Below are 23,895 nucleotides of genomic sequence, written 5' to 3' on the forward strand. Positions count from 1 at the left end.
CGGGGGGGGGTGGGGGGTCCACCCCCCCTCGCGGGGGCGCGCTTATGGTGGGGCCCCCGCCACCCCCCGTGGCCGGCGCGGGGCCCCCCCCCCCCCCAGCGCCCGGAGGCCGCGGCCCGGACGCGGCGCGCGGCCGGCGGGAGGTGTCCCCCCGCGAGAGCCGCGAGCGCTCCGAGCCGGTCGAGCGGGAGCGGCGAAGCCCCACCCCGTCGACCACGCCCGCCGACATGCGGCGGTCAGTCGTCGGCGGTGTGTTCCCCGCCTCGCCGGTTGGCCCGGTCGACCTCGGCCATATGTTCCTCCGCCCACGCACGTACCGCGGCCAGCGGCCCTTCCAGCGACAGGCCGAGCGGAGTGAGCCGGTAGTACACACGCGGCGGGACCGAGGGCTCCACCCGGCGGCTGACCAGTCCGTCACGGGCCATCCCCTGGAGGGTGACCGACAGCATCTTCTGCGAGACGCCGACCATCCTGCGCTGCAGTTCCGCGAAGCGCACCTCCTCCGGATCCGCCTCCGCCAGCACTTTGACGGCCATCGACATCCACTTCGTGCCGATCCGGTCGAGCAGACGGCGGGTCGGGCACTGCGGATCCAGCAGATCTCCATGGCTCCCGCGAGGGAACCGCCGGGTCGAGGAGGTCACCTCGGGCTCACCACCTGTGGCAGAAGTACGGTCTTGTCCCCTTCATGGTAGTCACCTAGCTTTCTGTTGTCACCATTGGTAACCACCTCAGGGAGAGCCCCGTGTCCGTCGCACCGAACCGCACGTCCAGCGCTCACCACCCATCCGGCGTCGAACTCCGGCGGGTCAGGGCGAACGGCGTCGACCTCAACGTGGCCCTGGCCGGCGAGGGCCCGGCCGTCCTGCTGCTCCACGGCTTCCCGCACACCTGGCGACTGTGGACGAACGTCCTGGAGCGACTTGCCGGGCGATACCGCGTGATAGCGCCGGACCTGCGAGGACTCGGCGCGAGCGGGCCGGCGGACGGCGGCTACGACGCCGGCACGCTCGCCACCGACGCCGAAGCCCTCCTCGACGCCCTCGGCGAGAACTCCGCAGCCGTGATCGGCATCGACGCGGGCACCCCGCCGGCCTTCCTGCTCGCCATGCGCCGCCCTGACCTCGTCCGGCAACTCGTGGTCATGGAGTCGCTCCTGGGCACACTGCCGGGCGGTGAGGAATTCCTCGCCCGGGGCACCCCCTGGTGGTTCGGCTTCCACGCGGAGCCCGGCCTGGCGGAATTTGTACTCACCGGGCACGAGGAGCGGTACCTCGACTGGTTCCTCGACGCCGGCACCCTCGGACGGGGCATGGACCCGGCCGTCCGTGACGCCTTCGTCCACGCGTACACCGGAACCGAGGCCCTGCGCCGCGCCTTCTCGTACTACCGCGCGATGCCCACCAGCGCCCGCCAGATCCAGGAGGCCGTCCGTACGAGCCGGTTGACCGTACCCACCATGGCCATCGGCGCCCACCCCGTGGGCAGGGCGCTCGAACGGCAACTGCGGCCGGTGGCCGACCATCTCGTCGGCCACACCGTCGAGGACTGCGGTCACATCATCCCCCTGGACCGCCCCGAGGCGCTGCTCGGCCTTCTGGAGCCGTTCCTCGCCCTGGCCGGCCGTCCGGCCGCCGTCCGGCCGGGACCACGGTGAACGCGTCGTCCGGCTGGCAGCCGCCACGGTCCCCGCGGCGGGCGCGCGGGAAGACCTCCCACAACACCTCCGGGTAGCGGTACATGAAGTCCGCGTGTTCATCGGTGCCCTCGGGGAGAATCGGTGTGATGCGCCCGTGCACGAAGCCGCACACCTCGTCCCGAGTGTGCGGCGCTGCCACCACCCCGCGACGCGGAGGCACCCCGCTCCGGGGAACTGTCGACCTGCCGGTCGTAGTCCGATCCCGAGGAGGAGACGCCGGCCTCCTGGTTGTCCCGGTGGCCCCGCGACGGGCGCTCCATGCGCTGCGCGGTCGGCGTCCGGGCCGCGCGCCGCACAGCTCAGCCCGGTATCGACGCCTCCTCGTCGACGGCCGCGGTACCGGCGTCGCGCGTGACCGCCCGTCGGGCGACGACGGACGGGGCGGTCGCGGCGCCCGCGTCGAAGTGGGCCCCGTCCTTGTCCGCCTTGTTCTCGGAGTTCTGCCTGGGGTCGGTGACCGTGAGTCCGGCACCGTTGCTGATACCGCTCTCGGGGGTGCCGTTGAGGTTTTCGTTGGCATGGCTCAGCTCGTGACCCATGATCCTCATGTTCCCGACCACTTCCGGGGGCGCGAAGATGTGGTGGCCGACCGTCATGGCCTGGGCTCCCAGGGCCTCGGTGGCCCGCTGGGCCACCGGGGTGTCATGGAGCTGAACGGCGGAGAGCCTCGGGTTCTGGAAGTACGGCACCGCCGCCGCGAGCAGCGGTGCGGGAAGCGAACGGCTCCGTGACGCCATGGCTTCGCCGAGCAGGGCCGCCTGACCGGCCGGACTGTGGTCGGCCACGGGGTCGGATCCGTGGGCGTGCTCCTCGTCCTGAGGTGCCCGCTCGACGGTCCCGCCCTGGGCGGAACGCTGGACCGGGGACGCCTCCCCTTGATGCCCGCACGCGGAACTGTGCTGATGCCGGCCCTGGGCCCATGGATGCCCGGCCTCGCGGAGCATCTGGACGACCGCGGCGTTCCCGGCCGTGGCACCGGGACCAGCCTGAGCGGCGGTCCTGGCCGAAGACCCTCCGGCCGCGCGGGGCACGCGAGCGCGCTCGGCCTCCTCGTTCCGCAAAGGTCCGGCGGCCATATTCGCTCCCGTACACGTCGGAGTGGGATCTGTTGTGAAGCCGAAGCATAGTCCGTAAGTCAACAACAGGCCACGCACGCAACGACGTTGCGGCACCGGTGGCAGGCCGCACGGCTCAACTCGGGGGGAGCAGCGCCGTCGTGGCCTGTTCCCTGAGCCATTCCTCCGTGGCGTCCCAGGACCAGCCCTGTTCGACGACCAGTCCGTGCCAGGAGCGATGGCCGAGATAGAACCAGAGGATGTCGGTGGCCCGTGCGGGCGTGAGGCCGGGCCGCAGGGCGTCCAACTCCCCTTCGCCCAGCCGCTGGGCCACGGCCGCGAGGGCCTCCCGGTACGCGTGGTCCGCGCGGGCGAGGGCCGTGGCGGCGTGCTCGTCCGCGTGGGCCGCGTCGGCCATGACCCGGACGAGGCGGTGATGCCGCTCGTTGTCCAGGCGGGTGCCGCGGGCCACCGCGGCAACCACCTCATGGGGGTCCTCGGTCCCGCGCACCGCGGCACGTGTCTCCTCGGACGCGGAGCCGCGCAGACCGGCCTCGACGAGGATCGTCAGGACGGCGCCCTTGCCGCCGGTGCTGGCGTACACCGTCGGTACGGCGATGCCCGCCTCCCGGGCGATCTCGGCGACGGTGACGTTCACATACCCCTGGTCGAGGAAGAGCCGCGTCGCCGCGTCGAGGATCGCCTCCCGGGTCCGCGCCGCCGCCTCCGTACGGCGCGGCGCGTGGTAGGCGCGCCGGCCACCCGGCTGCTCGGGGGCGTCCTCCTGGCGCGCGGCACCCTTCTGCGGCACGGGACCAACTTTCACTATAGGGTTCCTCTAACCAATGAAGCAGCTCCAGCGAAGGACGACCCGTGAGCCATCTTCCCTCCCTGTCCGCCGACCCGGACCGTCCCGGCCGCCAGTACGTGCTCGGTCAGGAACTGCGGGTCTCCATTCTCACCTCGGCGGAGGAGACCGACGGCCGCCACGACGTGACGGACTCCTTCATGCCCGCGGGCGCGGCCACCCCGCTGCACGCCCACACCAGGTACGAGGAGCGGCTCTGGGTCTCCTCCGGTTCGCTGACCGTATGGGCGGGGGAAGAGCAGGTGACCTTGCGCTCGGGGGACTTCTTCACCATCCCCCTGCACGTGCCCCACGCGATAGCGGCCGGTGCGGACGGTGCCCGCGCCCTCAACATCTCCTCGCCCGCCGGATTCGCCGAGATCATCGCCCGGACGGGCACCCCGCTGCATCTGGCCACCGCGTCGACCGCGCTCGACGCGGAGCTGTTCGCCGCGGTGGCCGCCGAGATGGGCGACCTCGTCCTGGGGCCGCCCGGAGCCACCCCGGCCGACCTCCCTCCTGAGCGGCGGGCGCGCGTCTGAGACGTCCGAGGGGGCACGCGCCGCCACCGTCAGCCGATGATCACCGCACCGCGGAAGGGGTCCGCCGAGATCATCGACATCGCGTCGAGCGACGCGTCGGGTACGGGCAGCAGATGGGCGTCGACCCAGGTGTCCCCCGCGGCGGCGTTGGCCCAGGGGTCCTCGATCACGACGGCACCCGGCACGGTGCCGTGGCAGAGCACCCAGTGCGGCACGTCGAACCCCTGCATCCTCGCGAGCGAGACCAGGAGCAGCACCTGCCCGCGTCGGCCGATCGCGCTCCGGATCGCGGTCAGGCTCAGATGACGTGGGTCGACGGGGACACCGGCCCGTTCGGCGTCCGTCCGTGACGCGCGCTGGAGCACGGCGCGCCACTCCTGCTCGCTCTCCGCGTACGTGTCGAGCAGGACGGGCCGGTCCCTGTCGAGAACGACCTCGACGGGGGTCGACGGCCACGCGCGGCGCACGGCGACGCCCAGTCCGACGGGCTCGCAGGCGGGGAAGTTGGTCGCGGCGCGCCACAGCGTCAGCTCCGCCGGGCGGTCGAGGGATTCCTCCGGCAGGGCTCCCGCGTGTGCCTGCGCGAGCAGCGCGGTGACGGCGCCGCAGGTGAAGTGGGTGCTCTGCGCGTAGTACGGGGGCTCGGGGACCGCTCCGTCGTGCAGTCGGCGCACATAGCCGGTGCGGGGCCCCCGCACGTCCTCCGTGTGCGCCAGTGGGGCGCGCAGGGGGGTGAAGCCCGCGGCGGCGGCCGTCCCGGGACTCGCCGTCCACCCTTCCCACTTGACCAGGGCGAGCCCCTGGTCCCGCGCGAGGGCGACCACCGCGTCGACGGCCGCCGGCACGTCGCCGACGGCGTCGACGATCTTCAGATAGGCGGTGTCCGGGCGGGCCGTCACCAGCGCGGCGGCGGTCCACCCCGCCCCGTCGTCGCCGGGAACGACGACGAGCCGCGGGGCGTGGGCGCCGCGGTCGACGGCGCTCCAGCGCTCCAGCACATCGGCGGGTACCAGCCGCCGCAGCGGAGCCGGCGGCGCGGCGGACTCGTACGGTACGACGGCGCTCTTCACCGGTCTGTCCTGGCGGGGGGTCATGGCTGCGCTCCTGGCGGGTCGGAGGGGCGGGGGGCGCGGCGCGCGGACCGGTGACGGCCGCCCGCCGGCCCGGGCGCGCCGCTGTGCGGGGCCGGTGTCATACGCGGGAGCGCCGGAGCACCCAGACGAAGTACGGGGCTCCGACCAGGGCGATCATGAGGCCGGCCGGCATCTGGGCGGGGGCGACGAGCGTACGGCCGAGGGTGTCGGCCACACAGACCAGTACGCCGCCGAACAGCATCGCGACCGGGATCACCCGGCCGTGCCGGGCGCCCACCAGTGACCGGGCGAGGTGCGGGGCGACGAGCCCCACGAAGCCGACCACACCGACCGCGATCACACTGAGCGCCGCGAGCACCGCGGCGACGGCCAGGGCGGCGAAGCGGGTGCGTTCCACCCGGACGCCGACCACACGCGGGGTGTCCTCGTCGACGGCGAGCAGGTCGAGCCGGCCGCGCATGGCGAGCAGCAGCGGGAGTGCGACCAGCGTCGCCACCGCGACCGGCACCACGTCGGGCAGTGTGCGCCCGTAGGTCGTACCGGAGAGCCAGGTGAAGATCCGGGGTGTGTTCCACGGGTCGGCCCGCAGCAGGAGGAAGGTGGTGATGGCGTTGAGGCCGTATCCGCTGCCGATGCCGATCAGCACGAACCGGTCGGGCAGGAAGCCGCCGCGCCAGGCCAGCAGGGCGATGAGCGCGAAGGTGGCGAGCCCCGTCGCGACCGCCGCGGTGATGAGCAGCGGCCGTCCGCCGGGCAGGTCCGCCGTCACGACGGTCACCGCGCCCAGCCCGGCGCCCGCCGTGATGCCGAGCAGGCCCGGCTCCGCCAGCGGGTTGCGTACCGCGCTCTGCACGGCGCATCCGGCCAGTCCGAGCGCCGCGCCGGCGAGCACGGCGGCGGCCACGCGCGGGATCCGGTCGTCGAGCGCCTGGCCGATCAGGTCGGGGGCCGCGCCGTGGATCCAGAGCGCGATGTCCCCGGTACGCAGCCAGAGGCTCCCCGCGAGGATCGCGACGAGGACCGTCGCGGCCAGCAGGACCACCGCGCCGGCCGCGACGAGGAGGAACGAGCGGCGTGAGCGGGTGCCGGCCCGCGCGGGCGGTGGTTGCCTGACCTGGCCCGTTTCGCGCAGGCGCAGCGCGAGGACCACCACGACGACGGCGCCCAGCAGCGCGGTCGGCACGCCCGTGGGGATGGACGCGGCTCCTTGCGCGCCCTGCACCGCGCGCAGGGTGGCGTCGGCGAGGAGGATGAGCAGCGCGCCGAACAGGCCGGACGCGGGGATGAGGAGGAGGTGCCGGTGCAGGGCGTGGACCCGTCCCGCGATCAGGCGGGTCAGCACGGGCGCGCCGAGTCCGATGAAGGCGATGGGGCCCGCGAGGGTCACCGCCGTGCTGGTCAGGAGTACGGCGCAGAGGACCGCGGTGACACGGGTGGTGCGGATCGGCACGCCGAGGGAGGACGCGGTGTCGTCGCCCAGGTTCAGTACGTCCAGCCGCCGGGAGAGCGCCAGGGCGACGCACAGCACCACGGCGACGAGAGGGACCGCACGCATCGACGCGTCGATGTTCAGTTGGGCGAGTGAGCCGCTTCCCCAGGCGAAGAGGCCGGTGGTGTTCTGGTTGAAGAGGATGAGGAGCAGCGCGGTCCCGGATTCCAGGGCCAGGGCCGTCGCCGATCCGGCGAGGATGAGGCGTGTGCCCGTGGTGCCCGCGGCCCCGCCCGCGAGGGCCAGCACCAGCGCCGCCGCGAGCAGGCCCCCGGCGAAGGCGGCGGCGCCCGACGCCCACAGCGGGACGACGAGCCCGGCGGCGGCGACGAGCGACAGGGTGAAGTAGGCGCCGGCCGTGACGGCGAGGGTGTCCGGCGAGGCGAGCACGTTGCGCGTCACCGATTGCAGCAGCGCGCCGGCGGAGCCGAGGGCGAAGCCCACCGCCACCCCGGCCAGCAGCCGGGGCAGGCGCGAGCCGGTGAAGATCTCACCGACCGGCGCCCCGCCGGTGTTCTCCCGTTCCCCGGTGAAGTACCGCACCAGGTCTCCGACGCCCACCCCGGACGTGCCCTGCGTCAGGTGCCACAGGCCGACCACGACGATCCCGCCGAGCAGGAGCGCCAGGACGCCCGCCCCGGCGGAGCCGCCGCCGGCGGCGGTGCGCGGCAGCGGTCTCCGTCCGGGTACCGATATCCGTGGTGTGTTCACTTCGTGTCGAGCACGTCGACGTACGCGTCGATCGCCTGCGCACAGGAGCGCGGGCCGCCGGCGCCCCACACCCGCGCGGGGAAGGCGTGCGCGCGGCCTTCCTTGACGGCCGGGATCGACTTCCAGATCGGGTTCTTCTCCAGCGCCTTGACGTATCCGCCCACGCCGTCGTCGTTGGCGTGGAAGAGGTTGGCGTTGCCCACCGCGGTGAGTCCCTCGACATCGGTCTGCGCGAGGCCGTAGGCGGGGTCGACTCCCCCGTCGCCGTGGGCCTTGTTGACGTCGTCGGTCCACGCGGGGGTCATGCCGAGCTGTTCGCCTATCGCGGTGAACAGGGCGCCTTCGCCGTAGGGGCGGATGGTGAGGTTGCCGCCCTGGAGCCAGCCGTCGAAGAACAGGAAGTCCTTCGTCGGCAGGTCGGCGTCGGTGACCCGCTTCTTCGCCGTCGCGAGGTGGTCGTCGAACTCCTTGAGGACCTGGTCGGCACGCTCGGTGCGCCCGGTCGCCTTGCCGATCATGCTGAACACCTCGCGCATGTTCCCGATCGGGTCGGCCGGGTACGCGCCGCGCGTGGCCATCACCGGTACGCCGCGCTTCTCCAGCTTCTTGATGGTCTCGTCGTCGGCCTTGAACGCCTCCACGACGATGAGGTCGGGCTTCGCCGCGTAGAGGGTGTCGAGGTCGGGCTCCTCACGGGTACCGATGTCCGTCACCCCGTCGGGCAGTTTCTCGGCGCTGACCCAGGTGCGGTAGCCCTTCGCGTCGGAAACAGCGGTGGGGGTGACGCACAGGGTGAGCGCGTCCTCGATCTGCTGCCATTCGAGGACGGCGATCCGTTCGGCGGGCTTGTCGAGCTTCACCTGCCGGCCGACGCCGTCCTTGAAGGACACCGGCTTCTGCGAGGTGGTCGTGGTGTCGTCGGCACAGCTCTCCGAGGAGGGCGACGCGTCCGCGCCGGCCTCGGTCTTCTCGACGCTGGTCGTGCCGCAGGCTGTTGCGGCGAAGACGACGGCGAGCCCTGCGGCGGCCGAGGCCGCCAGGCGACGGGCACGGTTCATGAAGGGTCCTCTTTCTTACGGTTCTTCGGAGCGGTCGATGCGCCGCTCCGGGCGGAGTGCCGCCCGATGGGGTCGATACGGAGACGGCCCGTGCGGGGGTCCGTCTCCACCTCGACGCGGATGTCGTAGACCTCGCCGATGTTCTCGGCGGTGAGGACGTCGGCGGGCGCGCCCACGGCGTGCACACGGCCGGAGCGCATGAGGATCAGTGTGTCGGCGACACGGGAGGCCTGGTCGAGGTCGTGCAGCACGATCCCCACCGCGACGCCGTGTTCCTCGACGAGGTCGCGCACCAGGTCGAGTGTGTCGATCTGGTAGCGCAGGTCCAGATGGTTCGTCGGCTCGTCCAGCAGTACGACGCCGGTGTCCTGGGCCAGGCAGGCGGCGAGCCAGACACGCTGCATCTCCCCGCCGGAGAGTTCCCCGACGGGCCGGCCGGCCATGTCCCGTACGCCGGTGACCCCCATGGCGTGGTCGACGGCGCTCCGGTCGGCGTCGGACAGTCCGGCGAAGCCTCGCCGGTAGGGGTGGCGTCCGAACGCCACGACCTCCGTCACCGTCAGTCCTTGGGGCGCGGGCCGCGACTGGGAGAACAGGGTGACCTCCCGCGCGAACTCGCGGGCGCTGAGCAGGGCCGCCGCGCGCTCGGGGTGTCCGGCACGGGCGCCGAGCGTCACCCGGCCCTCGTCCACCCGGTGCAGTCGGGAGAGCGCGCGCAGCAGTGTGGACTTCCCACTGCCGTTCGGCCCGATCAGAGCGGTGGCGCGACCGGGTTCCAGGGCCAGTGAGACACCGTGGACGACCGGTGTCCCGCCGTACCGCAGCACCAGATCGTGCCCGGTGAGGGCGGCCCCGGGCGTGGCCGGGCCGGGCGCGGGCAGAGCGGCGCGCCGGGTGAAGTTTGTGAACATGCGTGGGTTCCGGGTGGCTGGAGGGGCAAGGGTTGCGGCACCCTCCGTCCGGCCGCTGCCGGCCGGGCCGCAGACTCTCCGGCGCGCGGAAACGACCGTGCGCGGCGAGCAAGAACTAAGGGTCACCTAACTAAGGGGACCCTATATTCCACTCGGCCCTGTCGGCAATCAGGAGTTCGGGACACCCGATACGGGATTCCGGACACCCCGGGCTCCGCCGGCCGTGTCGAAGAAGGCTCCGGGCGTGGTGCCCATGACGCGCCGGAAGGCGGCGATGAAGGTGCTGGGCTGCGCGTAGCCGAGTGTTTCCGAGACGGTCTGCACATCAAAGCCCTCGGAGAGCAGCATCAGCGCCCGGTGGACGCGCAGGACCTGCCGCCACTGCGCGAAGGAGAGCCCGGTCGCGCGGCGGAACGCACGGGCGACGGTGCGGTCGCTGATCCCCAGCTCACGCGCCCACTCCTCCAGCGAGCGGCAGTCGGCGGGATCGGCCATCAGGGCTTCGGCGATCGCGTCGACGCGGGCGTCGCCGGGCAACTGCAACGCGAGCTGCCGCTCCGACGGCTGGAGCACGTCGAACACCACCGACTCCGCCCGCGCCCTGGCCGCGGTGTCGAGATCCGTACGGGCCAGATGGGCCAGCAACGACTCCAGCACCGGGGTCATCGCGATCGCCGTCGGCTCCTCGAACGCGAACGGCGTGTGATCGGGCGCGAAGAAGGCGTCGTGGAACTCCACACCCGCGGTCGTCCGCCCGCCGTGCACCACTCCGGCCGGCATCCACAGTCCGTGCCCCTCGGACACGGTGAAGATCCGGTCCTCCACGCGGGACGTCAGTGTTCCCCCGCGTACCCAGACGAGCTCGTGCAGGGGATGCGCGTGCGGCTCCCACTCGGTGGGAACGCGGGGAACCCGTGACCCGGCGAGAATGACGAAGGGGGCCGACGCCTCGGGAAGCGCCGCGGCCCGGCGCACCACGGTGCCCGTCTCACGGCGCCACAGCCCGGGGCTCACATCATCACGGAACGATCGGGCCATGGGGGCGAGTCTATCCGCGCCCCGCGCCCGCGCCGGAGGGCGCGGCCGGCGACCTCACGCCCCGCAGGAGGCCCGGTCGGACTCGCTGCGCAGGACGCAGAACTCGTTCCCTTCGGGGTCGGCGAGGACCGCCCAGCCCGAACCGTCCGGATTCCGGTGGTCGGCGACGAAGGCGGCGCCGAGCCCCAGCAGCCGGTCCACCTCCTGATCGCGCGAGGTCTCCGGGCGCAGACACAGATGGATCCGGTTCTTGACCGTCCTGCCCTCGGGCACCTGGTTGAAGTGGAGCACCGGGCCCTGCGCGAGCAGCACCTGCGCCTCCCGGACGCCCGGCCCGTCGTCAGGATGGAGGGGGCGTCCGGTCACACCGCTCCAGAACCGCGCCAGCTCATAGGCGTCCGCACAGTCGATCGCCACGTTCTGCAATACCGAGACCATGCACGTGAGCCTTCCTGATCCCCCCGCCGAACGCCAGCGGATCGCGCCCGCTCCTCACGCCCGCAACGCCGGCCCCCGGCAGGCGAAACGGCCGCGGCGCTGCTCGCGGTCACCGATCGCACTGCACCTGTGGCCCCGCCCTCCTGCCCGTAAGAGCGTTGCTTTCCGGGGATCCTCCGGGAGGCAACGGGCAACTCGCCCTGAACGAAGCTAAGTTGGACCGATCGGCATGCAGTTCTCCCGGAAGGACCATGCATCGGTATGACCGTGACCCCGCACGCCCCGGCCCGAGTCCCGGCCCGTCCCCCGGCTCCGGGCCGTGCCGCCCGGTGGGTGGGGCGGGCCCCCGCCGGGGTACGGCCGTATCTGGAGTCGCTGCGACTGGACCGGCCGGTGGGGTCCTGGCTGCTGGTGGTGCCCGGATGGATCGCCCTGGGAGCGGTGTCCGGTCCCCGGGACGGGGTCCTGCTCGGGCTGCTGCTCCTGGTGTACGGGGTGCTGTCGCGAGGTGCCGCCTGCGGGCTCAACGACGTGCTGGACGCCCGGTTCGACGCACAGGTGCCGCGTACGGCGGGGCGGCCCGTCGCCTCCGGACGGCTGGCGCCCGGACGGGCACTGGTGCTCTGTGTGGCGGTGGGGGCCGCCGCCCCGCTGGTGATGGGGTTCTGGAGTGTGGAGGCCGTGGTGTGGGCGGCGGCCGGGGCGCCCCTCGCCGCGGTGTATCCGTACATGAAGCGGGTCACCCACTGGCCGCACGTGTGGCTGGGGATCACCATCAACTGGACGGTGCCGCTGGTGTACGTCCTGCTCACCGGCGGGTTCGGGCTCGGGGGCCGGGTGCTGTACGGAGCGGTGATCTGCTGGGCCGTGGGGACGGACGTGATCTACGCCTGCCAGGACCGGGAGGCCGATGTGCGGGCCGGGGTGCGGTCGGCCGCCGTGCTGCTGGGGCGCCGGAGCCGGGTCCTGGTGGGCGGCGTGTACGCGGGGTGTGTACCCCCTGTGCGGACTGCTCATCCTCCTGGCCGTGCTCGCCGGGCGGATCGGTACCCTCGGCTGAGGGACACGGCCCCTGGAGGAGCTGGTGGGACTACGGGAACGGATCGCGACGGAACTCACGGCGGTCATGCACGGCGGTGATCTCAAGCTGGAGCGGTACGCGAGCCCGCCCGGTGATCCCGGGCTGTTCGGGATCGCTCCGGGGGACCCGGTGTGGCGGGTGCACGGGCAGACCACCGGGATGCTCACCGGCGGGTTCGCCGCGCTCATGCTCCAGTCGCTGCATCCGCTGGCCATGGCGGGGGTGGACCAGCACTCCGACTTCCGCGCCGATCCGGTCGGGCGGCTGAACGGAACCGTACGGTTCATCACCACGACCACCTTCGGCTCCTCGGCCGCCGCCCATGAGGTGATCGCTCTCGTCCGGCGGATCCACACCCACGTGCACGGCACCGCCCCCGACGGCCGTCCGTACCGCGCGGACGACCCCGATCTGCTCACCTGGGTGCACACCGCCGAGGTACACAGCTTCCTCGCCGGCCATCAGACCTACGCGCCCCGGCCGCTCCGGCTGACCCCCGCCGAATGCGACGCCTACTACCGCCAGGCCGCCCCCATGGCCGAGGCGCTGGGCGCCGGGAACGTACCGCGCACATCCCTGGAGGCGGAGAGCTATCTGGCCCGGCTTCGCCCCCAACTCCGCGCCACTCCGGCCGCGTTGGACTCGGTGCTGTTCCTCCGCCGCTTCGGGCGCACCCGACGGGAACGGCTGGTCGTGAGCCTGCTCACCAACGCCTCGGTCGGACTGCTCCCCGGCTGGGCCCGCACCGAACTCGGCATCCGCCGCCCGGCCCCCGTCCGCACCGGCTGGGACCGGCCCCTGGCGACGGCCGCCGGCCGCACCCTCCAGTGGGGGCTCGGGCCCTCCCGTATCCAGGCCGCCGCACGCGGCCGGCTGGCCGGGGCGCCGCGGACGTGCTGAGCAGGCGGCGGGGGCGGGACGCGCACTGGGTGCACACCTGGACGGCCATGCCCCAGCGCACCGAGCCCGCCGATCTGCCGCCCGCTCCGTACACCCGGGGCGACATCGTCCTCGACAACAGCACACTGCGCCAGACGGTGCGTGTCTCGGTCGGCGGCCGGTACACACGGATACGTCTGTCCAACGCGTTCGGGGGCGCGGTCCTGCCCGTCACCGCCGTCTCCGTGGCCCGGCCCGTGGACGGCAGGGCGGGCGTCAGCGCCATCGTGCCCGGTAGCGCGCGAGCGGTGACGTTCGGCGGGCTGCGGGGCATCGGCATACCCCAGGGCGCGCAGGCGGTCAGCGACCCGCTCGACTTCGGCGTCGGACCCGGGACGAACCTGACCGTGACGCTCCATCTGGCCGACGGCCAGGCGTCCTCGGCCCTCACCTCCCACCCCGGGTCGAGGACCACCTCGTACCTGACGACCGGCGACCGCCTCGACGACAGCGACCTGCCGGGTGCCACCGCCGTCGACCACTGGTACTTCCTGAGCGGGGTCGAGGTCCTGTCCAGGAGCACCACCACCGCGGCGGTGCTGCTGGGCGACTCGCTCACCGACGGCCGCGGGTCCACCACCAACGGGAACGACCGGTGGCCGGACCAGCTCCTGGAACGCCTCAGGGCCCGCCCCGCCACCTCCGGTGTCGCGCTCCTCAACCAGGCGGCCGGCGGCAACCGGGTGCTCCGGGACGGGCTGGGCCCCAGCGCCCTGGCACGGCTGGACCGTGATGTCCTGGCCCAGAGCGGGGTCAGCCGGCTCCTCGTCTTCGAGGGGGTCAACGACATCGGCACGGCGGGGACCTCGGACGCGGCGGCACAGCACATCACGGCCGAACTCCTCGGCGCCTACCGGCAGATCGTCACGCGCGCGCACGCCCAGGGCATCCGTGTCTACGGCGCCACCCTCACCCCGTTCGGGGGGAACGGCTACGACGACCCGGCCGGCCACCACGAGTCCGCCCGCCGGGCGGTCAACGAGTGGATCCGCACCAGCGGCGGGTTCGACGCCGTCGTCGACTTCGACCGGGCGGTCCGGGACCCCAGGATCCCCCGCCGGCTCTCCCCCGCGTACGACATCGGCGACCACCTCCACCTCAACCCCGCCGGCTACCGGGCCCTGGCCGCCGCCGTCCCGACGCGCCTCTTCACGCAGGCCCGGGGGGACCGGCCGCGCGGAAGGAGATGACGTCCGCACAGGCCGGATCCCGAGGCCGGACGATCCGCCTTGATTGACATGGACATTGCTTCCGCTCCGGGTGTGCGCTATTCCTTGTTCCTGGCCGCCGTTCCCGAAGGCCGTTCCGCACGCCCTCGTCGCATGTCCGCAGACACAGATGACGAAAAGAGGCGCCCGTGCCCGACGCCCTCCCCGCCCTGTCGCGCCGCACCCTGCTCGGCGGCGTGGCCACGTCCCTCGCCGTCCCCGCGGTGGCCGGGGGCTCCGACGCGGCGGCGGCCGACGCCCCCCGGGGCCGCCCCGGAAAGGTCGTCCTGACCGACGACTTCGGACCGGTCCCGGGGTGGCGCAGGGAGGGCGTCGTGATGCGGACCGACCTGCCCTGGGAGAGTTCGCTGCTCCAGGACCCCTGCCTCGTCCACAACAGCCCCACGGGGCCGGTGTTCAAGCTCTGGTACGGCTCGCTCCACGGCATCGGTTACGCCACCAGCCAGGACGGCCGCCGGTGGGAGAAGGCGCCGGAGCCCGTCCTCGCCCCCACCCTCTCCACCGAGTCGTCGGCGCTCAACCAGCCCAGCGTGGTCCCGTACGACGGTCTGTGGCACATGACCTACTTCGGCGTCGACGGCGGCGGCGCGGGCCGGATCCACTACGCCTCGGCACCTCGGCCGGAAGGGCCGTGGACCAAGCACGGCGCCGTACTGACCTCGACCGCGCCCTGGGAGGACGAGTTCATCTACAACTCGTCCCTGATGTACGACGCCGACGAGAAGACCTGGAAGATGTGGTACACCGCCGGCAAGATCGCCTCGGCCGGCGGCGAACCGCGCTACATCTGCTACGCCACCGCCGCCCACCCCCGCGGCCCCTGGCACAAGCACCCGGCCAATCCGGTGCTCCGTCCCATGGACGACGGCGGCTGGGCGTCCCTCGGGGTCGGCGGTCCCAACGTACGGAAGCTGGGGCGCGACCACTACGAGACCCGGATCCTGGGCTGGCAGGCCGACTACCCGTCGCGCGGCGGCCGGCTCCGCTCCCGCGACGGCATCCACTGGGAGCTGAGGCGCACCGACCTCGAACTCGACCTCGGTGTCGTCGGGGGCGCCGAGGACGGCATGATCTACCGGCAGTTCGCGGTGGTCCACGAAGGGCGCGAACACCTCTTCTACAACGTGAAGAACAACCGCCCCGGCTGGAACGAGACCATCCAGCTCGCCGTGTGGGACGACGCCGTCGAGACCGTCGACCCGGCGAAATGGACGATGACCCAGGGCGGCGAGATCCCCACCGGTGCCTCTTTCGAGGTGCGGGACCAGGGCGTGTGGTCGCTGGGGAACGCGCCCGGCCGTCTGCCGCAGACGCTCCAGGGCAATGTGCCGATCGACGCCCCCGACTACGAGATCAGGGTCTCCGTCACCCCCCAGGCAGGCGGACCGGCCGATCCCGACCATGTGATTCTGGCGCGCATGACCGGGCGGGACAGCTACTACTACGCGGGGCTGGGCTCCTGGGGCCACGCCTTCGGGCTCGGTGTCATGGAGAAGGGCCGCAACCGGAAGCTCGCGGGGGTCGGCTCGGCGGACACGATCGTCCCGGGACGCCGCTACGACCTGCGGTTCGTCCTCGTCGGCAAGGACCTCGAACTCCACGCCGACGGCGCCCGCGTGCTCCGCGTCCCGGATCCCGCACTGGTCCCGGCACGGAGCCATGTCGGGCTCCAGACCTCCAACGGCACGGCGCGGGCGAAGTTCTCCCGGCTCTCCGTCACCCTCCGCTGACACCGCGCCGCGGCCGATCCGGGCAGGCGGTGGGACCCCTTCCGGCCCCACCGCCCCGGGTCAGCGCACCCGTCCGCGCGGTTTCAGCGCCACCGGCGGCAGTTCCGGGGCGGGCAGCCGCTCGCCCGCGTAGCCGGTCACCTCTCCGAAGCGGGAGGTCTCCATCCAGTCCTTCCTGGCCCGCTCGATCTCCTCGTGCGAACGGCCCACGAAGTTCCACCACATGACCAGTTCCTCCTCGAAGGGCTCGCCGCCGAGAAGCATCAGCCCGGCGTCGGACAGCGCGCGCAGGGGGAGTTCGGTCCGTCCGCAGCCCAGGTAGAGCATGGAGCCGGGGACCACCGGCACCCCGTCGACCTCGGTCTCGCCGGACATGCACAGCACCGCGTACTCGAAGTCGGGTTCGAGCGGCAGCCGGGCCTCGGTGCCACCGGCCAGGGCGAGGTCCGCGGCGACCAGGGGGGTGTACGTGGTGCCCGGGGAGACCGCTCCGTCGAGTGCGCCCAGGATGACGGTGGCGGCCAGCCCCGGCGCGGTGACCTCGGGCAGGTCGGCGTGGTGCTGGAAGTGCGGGGTGACCTCGCGGTGGGCGTCCGGGAGCGCCACCCAGAGCTGCGCGCCGTGCAGGAAGCGGGCGTGGGAGCGCGGGCTCTCCTCCGAGTGGGAGATCGCCCGGCCCGCGGTCATCAGGCCGAGCTCACGCGGACGTACGGTCTGGAGGCTGCCGAGGCTGTCGCGGTGCAGCACCTCGCCGTCGTGCAGCCAGCTCACCGTCTGGAGCCCCATGTGCGGGTGCGGCGGGACCTGCATCCCGGGCTCGTCGGCGATGTCGTCGGGCCCGTAGTGGTCGACGAAGGCGAACGCGCCCACCATGCGGCGGCCGAGGTTGGGCAGCAGCCTGCGGACCTCGGTGGACTCGCCCAACCGGACGGCGCGGGGGCTCAGCAGTTCTCGTACCGGCTCGGCGACGACGAAGCCGCGACCGCCGCAGACGGTGGCGGTGGCCTGACGATCAAGATTGCTCATGCCGACCAATCTAGCGCCAGGGGGGACCCGTACGGTCAGGCATCGACGGTGTCCGGGGCGTACCACACCGTGGTCGTGTTGCAGAACGCGCGGATGCCCTGCCCGGACAGCTCCCGCCCGTAGCCCGAGCGCTTCACTCCGCCGAAGGGCAGGGCCGGGTGCGAGGCCGTCATCCCGTTGAAGAACACACCGCCCGCCTCCAGGTCGCGTACGAAGCGGCCCATCTCGGCCTCGTCGCGCGTCCACACGTTGGAGCTGAGCCCGAACGGGGTGTCGTTGGCGAGTGCGACGGCCTCGTCGAGATCGCTGATCCGGTAGAGGGTGGCGACGGGGCCGAAGGTCTCCTCGTGGTGGATGCGCATCGCGTCGGTGATCCCGGCGAGGACGGTCGGTTCGTAGAACCAGCCCTTGCCGTACTCCTCGGGGCGCCGGCCGCCGCACAGCGCGGTCGCCCCGTGCCGCAGCGCGTCCTCGACCAGTTCCTCCAGGTCGGCGCGGCCCCGTTCGCTGGCGAGCGGGCCGATGTCCGTGGACTCGTCCAGCGGGTCGCCGACCGTCAGATCGCGCATGCCGGCGGTGAACAGGGCGGCGAAGGCGTCGAACACGTCCTCGTGGACGATGAAGCGCTTGGCGGCGATGCACGACTGGCCGTTGTTCTGCGTCCTGGCGGTGACCGCGGTCCGCGCCGCCCGTTCGATGTCCGCGGAGGGCATCACCACGTACGGGTCGCTGCCGCCCAGCTCCAGGACGGTCTTCTTGATCTCGTCGCCCGCGACCGCGGCGACGGCGCGGCCGGCCGGTTCGCTGCCGGTGAGGGTGGCGGCGGCCACTCGGGGGTCGCGAAGGACCGCCTCCACGGCGTCCGAGCCCACGAGCAGTGTCTGGAAACAGCCGTCGGGGAAGCCGGCCCGGCGGAAGAGGTCCTCCAGGTAGAGCGCGGTCTGCGGGACGTTCGAGGCGTGTTTGAGCAGGCCCACGTTGCCGGCCATGAGCGCGGGGGCGGCGAACCGTACGACCTGCCAGAGGGGGAAGTTCCACGGCATGACGGCGAGGACCACCCCGAGCGGGCGGTGGCGGACGACGGCCCGGGCGGCGCCGGAGTCCTTCACGTCGGCGTCCGAGGGGTGCTCGTCGGCGAGCAGCACGGCGGCCCGGTCGGCGTACCAGCGCATCGCCTTCACACACTTGGCGGCCTCGGCGCGGGCGGCGGCGACCGGCTTGCCCATCTCGGTGGTCATGGTGCGGGCGATGTCGGCCTCGTCGTGCTCCAGCAGGTCGGCGGCGCGGTTCAGCAGTCTCGCCCGCTCGGCGAAGCCGGTGGTGCGGTACTGCCGGAACGCGCCGTGGGCCGCCGCCAGGCGGGCCACGACATCCTCGGACCCCAGCGGGTCGAAGGTCAGCAGCGTCTCCCCGCTGGCGGGGTTCACCGTCGCGATGGGCATGGCGATTCCTCCTCGAACTCGGCCGCCGGCCCGCGTACTCCCGGCTCTTCAGGACCTTTCCCCGACTCACCGCGCCGCGCAACAGGGGAGGTACGGAGAGGTACGGCGCCACGTGGCCGGGCGGGCGCCGTACGGCCGGCCACCGGCGGTTTGACACGGGGAGGAGAGGTGGGAGGGTGGGAGGACAGGGACCGGCCACGGCGGGTCCTGGCCACGGGAGCGAGGAGAACGGAGAGCGACGTGAGCGGCGACGGCGGACCGGAGATGGGCGACGAGGTCTATCAGCCCGACGGCTCCGACATCGGCGAGGACGAGGGCATCCTCGACGCCGAGGACACGCTGCTGGACCGCGGCTCCGACCCCTTCGACGAGGGCTGGTCGCCGCCCGAACGCCCGCTGGGTGTGGAGAGCAGCGGGACGACCGCCGCCGAGCGCGCCGCGGGCGAGTCGCTCGAACAGCGGCTCGCCGAGGAGGTCCCCGAGCTGAGCCCGCTGGACGGGGACGGCATCGGGGACCTGCCGTACGGCGAGGGCGAGCAACTGGACGACGAGGTGGGCGACGACCGGTCCGGGCGGCTGGTGGCCCCCGACGAGGGCGCCCACGAGGACGCGGAGAAGGACATGATCGCCAGCGATGTGGGGATCGACGGCGCCGCCGCGTCGGCGGAGGAGGCGGCCGTCCATCTCATCGCCGAGGCCGACGCCGCGGAGGCGCCCGAGGCGGACACGGGGTGACCCCGGAGTGACGCTGTTCCCGTCCTGGGAGTGACGCTGTTCCTGTCCTGTCCCGTTCGGCCGAACGGGACAGGACAGGAACCCGGCTCAGCGGTTCTCCAGGCGTACCTGGATCTCCTCCTCCTGGTCGCCGGACGCCTTGCCGACGACACGGACGGCGAACGCCGAGGCCAGGGTCCGGCGTACATGCTCCACCGCCGTGTAGCCGCCCTGGAGGGTGGCCACCACCGGCGCCGTGAGCCGGGTGGCCGCGGGATCGTGCCGTACCTCCGTGGCGTCGAAGGTCGCGATCCACACCGTCGAGCGCACACCGGGCACGTTCTGCGGGAGATCGTCGGGGGCCCGGTCGCAGATGTAGGCCGTACGGAGCGCGCCGAACACCGCGTGCGCGTCCTCCTTCGCCCCGCCGGTGAGGGCCACCACGACCTCTGCCCCGGGGTGGGCCGGCGCTGCCGCCTCGTCCGCACTGTTCACGTGGATCGTTCCTCTCCGCCATCGTCTCGGGGGCTCTCCCTTCCAGGCTCTCCCCGGCGGCGCGAGGCCGCTACCCGGACGGACACCGCGGTGACCCGGTCGCGCAGCCGCTCCAGCGGAGTGGGCGGCAGTTCGCGGGCCGCGCCGCGTGCGTAGTGACGCTCGACGAAGAACTGCGCCACGGACAGGACGGTCGTGACGAGGACGTACCAGAGGGTCGCGACCATCAGCAGCGGGATGATCTGGTACGTGCGGTTGTAGACGAGCTGTACGGAGTAGAGCAGGTCCTGCACCGCGAGCACACTGATGATGCTGGTGCCCTTGAGGGTGCCGATGAGCATGTTGCCCGCCGTGGGGACGATCGAGCGCATCGCCTGCGGCACGACCACCCGGCGCAGCACCCGCCACCGGCTCAGCCCGAGGGAGGCGGCGGCCTCCGTCTGGCCGGCGTCCACGGAGAGGATGCCGCCGCGCACCACCTCGGCCGCGTAGGCGGCCTCGTGCAGGGTGAGTCCGATGAGCGCGGTGAGGGTGGGACCGAAGAGGTTCACCGTCTTGAAGGTGAGGAACTCCGGGCCGAAGGGGATGCCGAGGCCCAGGGTCGGGTAGAGCGCGCCGATGTTGAACCAGAAGAGGAGCTGCACCAGCAGCGGTGTGGCGCGGAAGATCCAGATGTAGCCCCAACTGAGCGCGTTCAGAACAGGGTTGGCGGAGAGGCGCATCACGGCGAGGGCGGTGCCGAGGAGGAAGCCGAGCACCATCACGGCGGCGGTCAGCCAGAGGGTGAGCAGCAGGCCGTCGAGGACGGCGGGGGTGGTGAAGTACCGGCCGACCACGCCCCATTGGAACCGCTCGTTGCGGACGACGGAGTTGACGGCCATCGCGAGGGCGAGCAGGGCGACCCCGGCCGACAGCCAGCGGCCGGGACGGCGCCGGGGGACGATACGGATGATCTCGTCGGGTTCCGCCGGGTCCCGGTGGAGCGGGGAGGTTCCGGGCGGGGTGGACGCGCGGGTGGTGCGGGGTCCGTCGAGCGAGGGCGACAGGGACATGTGAGGGCTCCGGCGGGGTGGCGGCGGGGTGCGGTCGGTGGCACGGACCGGGCGGCGGGCGTCGTCACACGTACCGCGTCCCTCAACGCGGCCGGTGCGTACCGGAGTTCGTAACGACGGACAGAGTGGTGTCCGTACGGCCGGTACCGCACACCCCTGGATCGTACGGGCGTACGACGGACCGCTGTCAAGTGCGCCGCCGGGCCCCGCGGGTACGCCGGGGGCGCCGGGGCGCCGGGGCGGAGACCGGCGGCGGGCGGGCCGGTCCGCTCGCAGGGCGAGCACGTGTTGACTTCGCGTGACCTCCCGTGCTCAATTGACACCATGCAGAAGCAGCAGCCGTTGGTCACCCGCGGCCACATCGACTTCGGTCGCGTGTGGTCCGCCTCTTGTCGCGCCTGACCCGGCAGCGGGCCGCCTGACCGGCCCCTCCCTCCCTCGGTGACCCCGTCGCGGGCCGAGCTCTCTCCTCTCACCGGGCGCACGCTGCCGCTCTCCCCCGGCTCTTCCTGATCCGCCTCCGTCGTCACGCACGCGCTCATGTCTCCCTGCCACGGGGTCCGTTCGGCATGCCTTCCGCTGCCCCGCCGCGCCCCGGCTCCGTACGAAAGGTCCGTCATGCCTGTGGAGTTCCTCGGTATCGCCGCCACCCACAACGGGTCGGAGACGACTCCCCGTTCCGGCGCCTCGTTCGACAAGGAGTACACGCTCAGGCTCGCCCGCGCCCACGAGGACCACGACTGGGACCGGGTGCTCTTCGCGTACGGCTCCGGCTCGCCCGATCCGGCGCCCGCCGCCGCCTACATCGCCTCCCGGCTGGACCGGCTGGAGATCCTCCTCGCACACCGGCCGAACGTCTCGTACCCGACGTTCGCCGCGAAGACCTTCGCCACCCTGGACCGGATCAGCGACGGACGGCTCACGGTCCACTTCATCACCGGGGGCAACGACCGCGAGCAGGGCCGTGAGGGCGACACGCTCACCAAGGACCGGCGCTACACCCGCACTCGGGAGTACATCGAGATCGTCAAGCGGATCTGGACCTCGCACGAGCCCTTCGACCACGAGGGCGAGCACTACCGCTTCCATGACTTCGTCAGCGATGTCTTTCCCGTCCAACAGCCCCGCCCCGACGTCTCGTTCGGCGGCTCCTCGCCCGCGGCGTACGCGGCGGGCGGCGCCGAGGCCGACATCTACGCCCTGTGGGGCGAGCCGCTGGCGCGGACGGCGGAGCAGATCGAGGCGGTGAAGGCCGCCGCACGGGCCGCCGGGCGTACGGCGCCGCCGCGCTTCCAGGTGGCGTTCCGGCCGATCATCGCCCCCACGGAGGAGCTGGCCTGGGAGAAGGCGCACCGTACGGTCGCGGCGATCAAGGACCGTACCGCGCAGGGCGAAGGGGCGCTCGTACGGCATCACTCCCGGCTCGCCCCGGAGAACACCGGGGCGCAGCGGCTGATCGCGATCGCCGAGTCGGGCGAGCGGTTCGACCGGGCCCTGTGGACGCCGACGGCCGCCGCGACGGGTGGCGCGGGCAACTCCAACGCGCTGGTCGGCACACCGGAGACGGTCGCCCGGGCGCTGCTGGACTACTACGACCTCGGTGTGGACATCATCTCCGCCCGCGGGTACGACCTGCTGGGCGACGCCATCGACTTCGGACGCCATGTCATCCCGCTGGTGCGCGCGGAGGTCGCCCGGCGTGAGGCGGCGGGCGCGCCGCGCGGTACGGAGACCCTGGCCGAGGCCGCCCGATGACCTCCGTCGCCCGGCCCCGCGGTCTGACCTGGCGGCGGACCACGGTCGCGGACCCGCTGGTGCGGCCGATGCTGGAGGAGCTGGGGAACGAGTACTCGACGCGGTACGGCAAGGACGCGCACGGCGAGCTGGCCCGTTATCCCGCCGAGGAGTTCGCCCCTCCGCACGGGGAGCTGCTGCTGTTGCTGGAGCACGGTGTGCCGGTCGCCGGGGGCGCGTTCCGCCGCTACGACGAGCACACCGCTGAGCTGAAGCGGATCTGGACCCACTCCGCGCACCGGCGGCGCGGGCTCGCGCGGCGGGTCGTCGCGGAGCTGGAACACCTCGCGGCCGTACGCGGCTACCGCCGGATCCATCTCACCACCGGACCGCGCCAGCCGGAGGCGCGGGGGCTCTATCTGGCGGCGGGGTACACACCGCTGTTCGACACGACGGCGGACCCGGAGACCATCGGCCCGCTGCCGTTCGGGAAGCGTCTCACGGCCCCGGCGCCGGCACCGGCACCGGCCGCGACCGGCAGGTCCTCACGGAGAACCACCGGCGGATCCGCCCCAGGCTCCGCCGAGAGAGAGGGATGACCGCGTGCCCACCCTGAACCCGGGCCGGTTCCGGCCCGTGCGCCGCGCCGCCATGGGCGTGATCACGGCCGCCCTGGTCCTGCCGCTCCTGACGGGCTGCGGCTCGGACCCGGCGACCGGGGAGGAGGCGGGCCCCGCCGCGCCCTCCACGGACGTCACCGCCGCGCTGAGGAAGAACCCCGAGCTGACGAAGCTGCTGCCCCAGGAGGTGCGCGAGCGCGGCACGCTCACACTCGGGGCCTCCGTGGGCGCACCGCCCAGCTCCTACTTCCCCAGCACGTCGAGCAAGGTCCCGGCCGGCCAGGACGTCGACATCGCCGACGCCGTCTCCACCCTGCTGGGGGTACGGCTGACACGGCAGCAGGCGAGTTTCGACGCGATCCTGCCCGCCCTCGACAGCGGCAAGTACGACGTGGGCACCGGCAACTTCGGTGTCACCGACGAGCGCCGCAGGACGATCGACTTCGTCACGTACATCAACGACGGGCAGGGGTTCGCCGTCCGCGAGGACGACACGAGCCTGGACGAGGTGACCCGGCTCGACCAGCTCTGCGGCAGGTCGATCGGGGTGGGCGCGGGCACCACGTTCGAGGCGACGCTCGAAGCCGAGAAGAAGGTCTGCGCCGCCCGGGGCAGAAAGCCGTACCAGGTGCACGTCTACTCGGACAACGGGTCGCTGCTCACCAGCCTCCAGCAGAACCGGGTCGAGGTGGTGATGTCGACGATCAACGGGCTGCGCCACCAGGCGGCCCAGCCCGCCGCCGGTACCCGGTTCCTGAACGAGTACCACCGGCTGGACGTGGGGTTCGCGTTCAAGAAGGGGTCCCCGCTGCTGAAGGCGTTCCAGGCGGCCGTCAACGAGCTGATCGAGGACGGTACGTACCGCAGGATCCTCGACAAGTGGGGGACGGGGGAGTCCGCCATCGAGGAGTCCCGGATCAGTCCCCCCGAGCAGAAGTGACCGGAAGGAGC

At 72.7% G+C, this 23,895-nt stretch carries 23 protein-coding genes; 10 read left to right on the forward strand and 13 right to left on the reverse strand.

The window, feature by feature from the left end; translation table 11 throughout:
* Nucleotides 1-236 precede the first annotated feature (236 nt).
* Nucleotides 237-644 (reverse strand): winged helix-turn-helix transcriptional regulator, encoded by a 408-nt coding sequence (locus ACFXPK_RS05195; RefSeq protein WP_385071800.1) that lies wholly within the window; start codon nt 642-644, stop codon nt 237-239.
* A 101-nt stretch (nt 645-745) separates the two neighbouring features.
* On the opposite strand from ACFXPK_RS05195, the gene ACFXPK_RS05200 reads away from it, so the two are divergent.
* Nucleotides 746-1,657 carry an alpha/beta fold hydrolase gene (locus ACFXPK_RS05200; RefSeq protein ID WP_385071803.1) on the forward strand — a complete coding sequence of 304 codons (912 nt, stop codon included), beginning with the start codon at nt 746-748 and terminating at the stop codon, nt 1,655-1,657.
* 341 nt (nt 1,658-1,998) lie between these two features.
* On the opposite strand, the gene ACFXPK_RS05205 is transcribed toward ACFXPK_RS05200, so the two are convergent.
* On the reverse strand, nt 1,999-2,775 hold the full coding sequence (locus ACFXPK_RS05205; protein WP_385071806.1) for a DUF4157 domain-containing protein: 777 nt from the start codon (nt 2,773-2,775) through the stop codon (nt 1,999-2,001).
* 115 nt (nt 2,776-2,890) lie between these two features.
* The gene (locus tag ACFXPK_RS05210) at nt 2,891-3,565 is read right to left on the reverse strand and encodes a TetR/AcrR family transcriptional regulator (RefSeq protein WP_385071808.1); all 675 of its coding nucleotides are present in this window, start codon (nt 3,563-3,565) and stop codon (nt 2,891-2,893) included.
* A 62-nt stretch (nt 3,566-3,627) separates the two neighbouring features.
* Between ACFXPK_RS05210 and ACFXPK_RS05215 the strand changes: the two genes are divergently transcribed.
* Nucleotides 3,628-4,143, forward strand: a complete 516-nt coding sequence (locus tag ACFXPK_RS05215) for a cupin domain-containing protein (RefSeq protein ID WP_385071811.1) — start codon at nt 3,628-3,630, stop codon at nt 4,141-4,143.
* A gap of 29 nt (nt 4,144-4,172) precedes the next feature.
* On the opposite strand, the gene ACFXPK_RS05220 is transcribed toward ACFXPK_RS05215, so the two are convergent.
* The 6 genes from ACFXPK_RS05220 to ACFXPK_RS05245 all read right to left on the reverse strand — a co-directional run bounded on the left by ACFXPK_RS05220 (nt 4,173) and on the right by ACFXPK_RS05245 (nt 10,882).
* On the reverse strand, nt 4,173-5,237 hold the full coding sequence (locus ACFXPK_RS05220) for a peptidase C39 family protein (protein ID WP_385071814.1): 1,065 nt from the start codon (nt 5,235-5,237) through the stop codon (nt 4,173-4,175).
* A 97-nt stretch (nt 5,238-5,334) separates the two neighbouring features.
* On the reverse strand, nt 5,335-7,437 hold the full coding sequence (locus tag ACFXPK_RS05225) for an iron ABC transporter permease (protein ID WP_385071817.1): 2,103 nt from the start codon (nt 7,435-7,437) through the stop codon (nt 5,335-5,337).
* A complete protein-coding gene (locus ACFXPK_RS05230; RefSeq protein ID WP_385071820.1) occupies nt 7,434-8,495 on the reverse strand; it encodes an iron-siderophore ABC transporter substrate-binding protein in 1,062 nt (353 codons plus the stop codon). Before ACFXPK_RS05230 ends, ACFXPK_RS05225 begins: the two co-directional genes overlap by 4 nt.
* Complete coding sequence (locus tag ACFXPK_RS05235) at nt 8,492-9,406, reverse strand: ABC transporter ATP-binding protein (protein WP_385071822.1); 915 nt, start codon at nt 9,404-9,406, stop codon at nt 8,492-8,494. The genes ACFXPK_RS05230 and ACFXPK_RS05235 overlap by 4 nt, the downstream gene beginning before the upstream one ends.
* Before the next feature lie 168 nt (nt 9,407-9,574).
* Entirely contained in the window at nt 9,575-10,444 is an 870-nt protein-coding gene (locus tag ACFXPK_RS05240; protein ID WP_384997562.1) for a helix-turn-helix domain-containing protein, read from the reverse strand.
* A 54-nt stretch (nt 10,445-10,498) separates the two neighbouring features.
* Nucleotides 10,499-10,882: a VOC family protein gene (locus ACFXPK_RS05245; protein WP_385071825.1), complete on the reverse strand. Its 384-nt coding sequence runs from the start codon at nt 10,880-10,882 to the stop codon at nt 10,499-10,501.
* A 261-nt stretch (nt 10,883-11,143) separates the two neighbouring features.
* On the opposite strand from ACFXPK_RS05245, the gene ACFXPK_RS05250 reads away from it, so the two are divergent.
* From ACFXPK_RS05250 to ACFXPK_RS05265, 4 genes are all read left to right on the forward strand, one after another.
* The gene (locus ACFXPK_RS05250; RefSeq protein ID WP_385071828.1) at nt 11,144-12,022 is read left to right on the forward strand and encodes a 4-hydroxybenzoate octaprenyltransferase; all 879 of its coding nucleotides are present in this window, start codon (nt 11,144-11,146) and stop codon (nt 12,020-12,022) included.
* On the forward strand, nt 11,967-12,863 hold the full coding sequence (locus ACFXPK_RS05255) for an oxygenase MpaB family protein (protein WP_385071830.1): 897 nt from the start codon (nt 11,967-11,969) through the stop codon (nt 12,861-12,863). The genes ACFXPK_RS05250 and ACFXPK_RS05255 overlap by 56 nt, the downstream gene beginning before the upstream one ends.
* Nucleotides 12,791-14,092, forward strand: a complete 1,302-nt coding sequence (locus tag ACFXPK_RS05260; protein WP_385071833.1) for an SGNH/GDSL hydrolase family protein — start codon at nt 12,791-12,793, stop codon at nt 14,090-14,092. The genes ACFXPK_RS05255 and ACFXPK_RS05260 overlap by 73 nt, the downstream gene beginning before the upstream one ends.
* Before the next feature lie 167 nt (nt 14,093-14,259).
* Nucleotides 14,260-15,861: a hypothetical protein gene (locus ACFXPK_RS05265; RefSeq protein ID WP_385071836.1), complete on the forward strand. Its 1,602-nt coding sequence runs from the start codon at nt 14,260-14,262 to the stop codon at nt 15,859-15,861.
* A gap of 60 nt (nt 15,862-15,921) precedes the next feature.
* Here the strand turns inward: ACFXPK_RS05265 and ACFXPK_RS05270 are convergent, their stop codons facing one another.
* Together ACFXPK_RS05270 and ACFXPK_RS05275 are read right to left on the reverse strand one after the other, a co-directional pair.
* Entirely contained in the window at nt 15,922-16,887 is a 966-nt protein-coding gene (locus ACFXPK_RS05270) for a pirin family protein (protein ID WP_384997574.1), read from the reverse strand.
* A gap of 35 nt (nt 16,888-16,922) precedes the next feature.
* Nucleotides 16,923-18,329, reverse strand: a complete 1,407-nt coding sequence (locus tag ACFXPK_RS05275) for an NADP-dependent succinic semialdehyde dehydrogenase (RefSeq protein ID WP_385071839.1) — start codon at nt 18,327-18,329, stop codon at nt 16,923-16,925.
* A 264-nt stretch (nt 18,330-18,593) separates the two neighbouring features.
* On the opposite strand from ACFXPK_RS05275, the gene ACFXPK_RS05280 reads away from it, so the two are divergent.
* Nucleotides 18,594-19,064 carry a DUF5709 domain-containing protein gene (locus ACFXPK_RS05280; protein ID WP_385071865.1) on the forward strand — a complete coding sequence of 157 codons (471 nt, stop codon included), beginning with the start codon at nt 18,594-18,596 and terminating at the stop codon, nt 19,062-19,064.
* 87 nt (nt 19,065-19,151) lie between these two features.
* On the opposite strand, the gene ACFXPK_RS05285 is transcribed toward ACFXPK_RS05280, so the two are convergent.
* Both ACFXPK_RS05285 and ACFXPK_RS05290 read right to left on the reverse strand, forming a co-directional pair.
* Nucleotides 19,152-19,538: a hypothetical protein gene (locus ACFXPK_RS05285; RefSeq protein ID WP_384997578.1), complete on the reverse strand. Its 387-nt coding sequence runs from the start codon at nt 19,536-19,538 to the stop codon at nt 19,152-19,154.
* Complete coding sequence (locus ACFXPK_RS05290) at nt 19,535-20,590, reverse strand: amino acid ABC transporter permease (protein WP_385071842.1); 1,056 nt, start codon at nt 20,588-20,590, stop codon at nt 19,535-19,537. The genes ACFXPK_RS05285 and ACFXPK_RS05290 overlap by 4 nt, the downstream gene beginning before the upstream one ends.
* Nucleotides 20,591-21,208: 618 nt before the next feature.
* Between ACFXPK_RS05290 and ACFXPK_RS05295 the strand changes: the two genes are divergently transcribed.
* From ACFXPK_RS05295 to ACFXPK_RS05305, 3 genes are read left to right on the forward strand one after another with little or no spacing between them, the layout of a single operon-like run.
* Nucleotides 21,209-22,345, forward strand: a complete 1,137-nt coding sequence (locus ACFXPK_RS05295; RefSeq protein WP_384997582.1) for an LLM class flavin-dependent oxidoreductase — start codon at nt 21,209-21,211, stop codon at nt 22,343-22,345.
* The gene (locus tag ACFXPK_RS05300; RefSeq protein WP_385071846.1) at nt 22,342-22,923 is read left to right on the forward strand and encodes a GNAT family N-acetyltransferase; all 582 of its coding nucleotides are present in this window, start codon (nt 22,342-22,344) and stop codon (nt 22,921-22,923) included. The genes ACFXPK_RS05295 and ACFXPK_RS05300 overlap by 4 nt, the downstream gene beginning before the upstream one ends.
* 13 nt (nt 22,924-22,936) lie before the next feature.
* Complete coding sequence (locus ACFXPK_RS05305; protein WP_385071868.1) at nt 22,937-23,884, forward strand: ABC transporter substrate-binding protein; 948 nt, start codon at nt 22,937-22,939, stop codon at nt 23,882-23,884.
* Nucleotides 23,885-23,895: the final 11 nt, after the last annotated feature.

The organism is Streptomyces sp. NPDC059142 (assembly GCF_042755665.1).
Classification (GTDB): Bacteria; Actinomycetota; Actinomycetes; order Streptomycetales; family Streptomycetaceae; genus Streptomyces.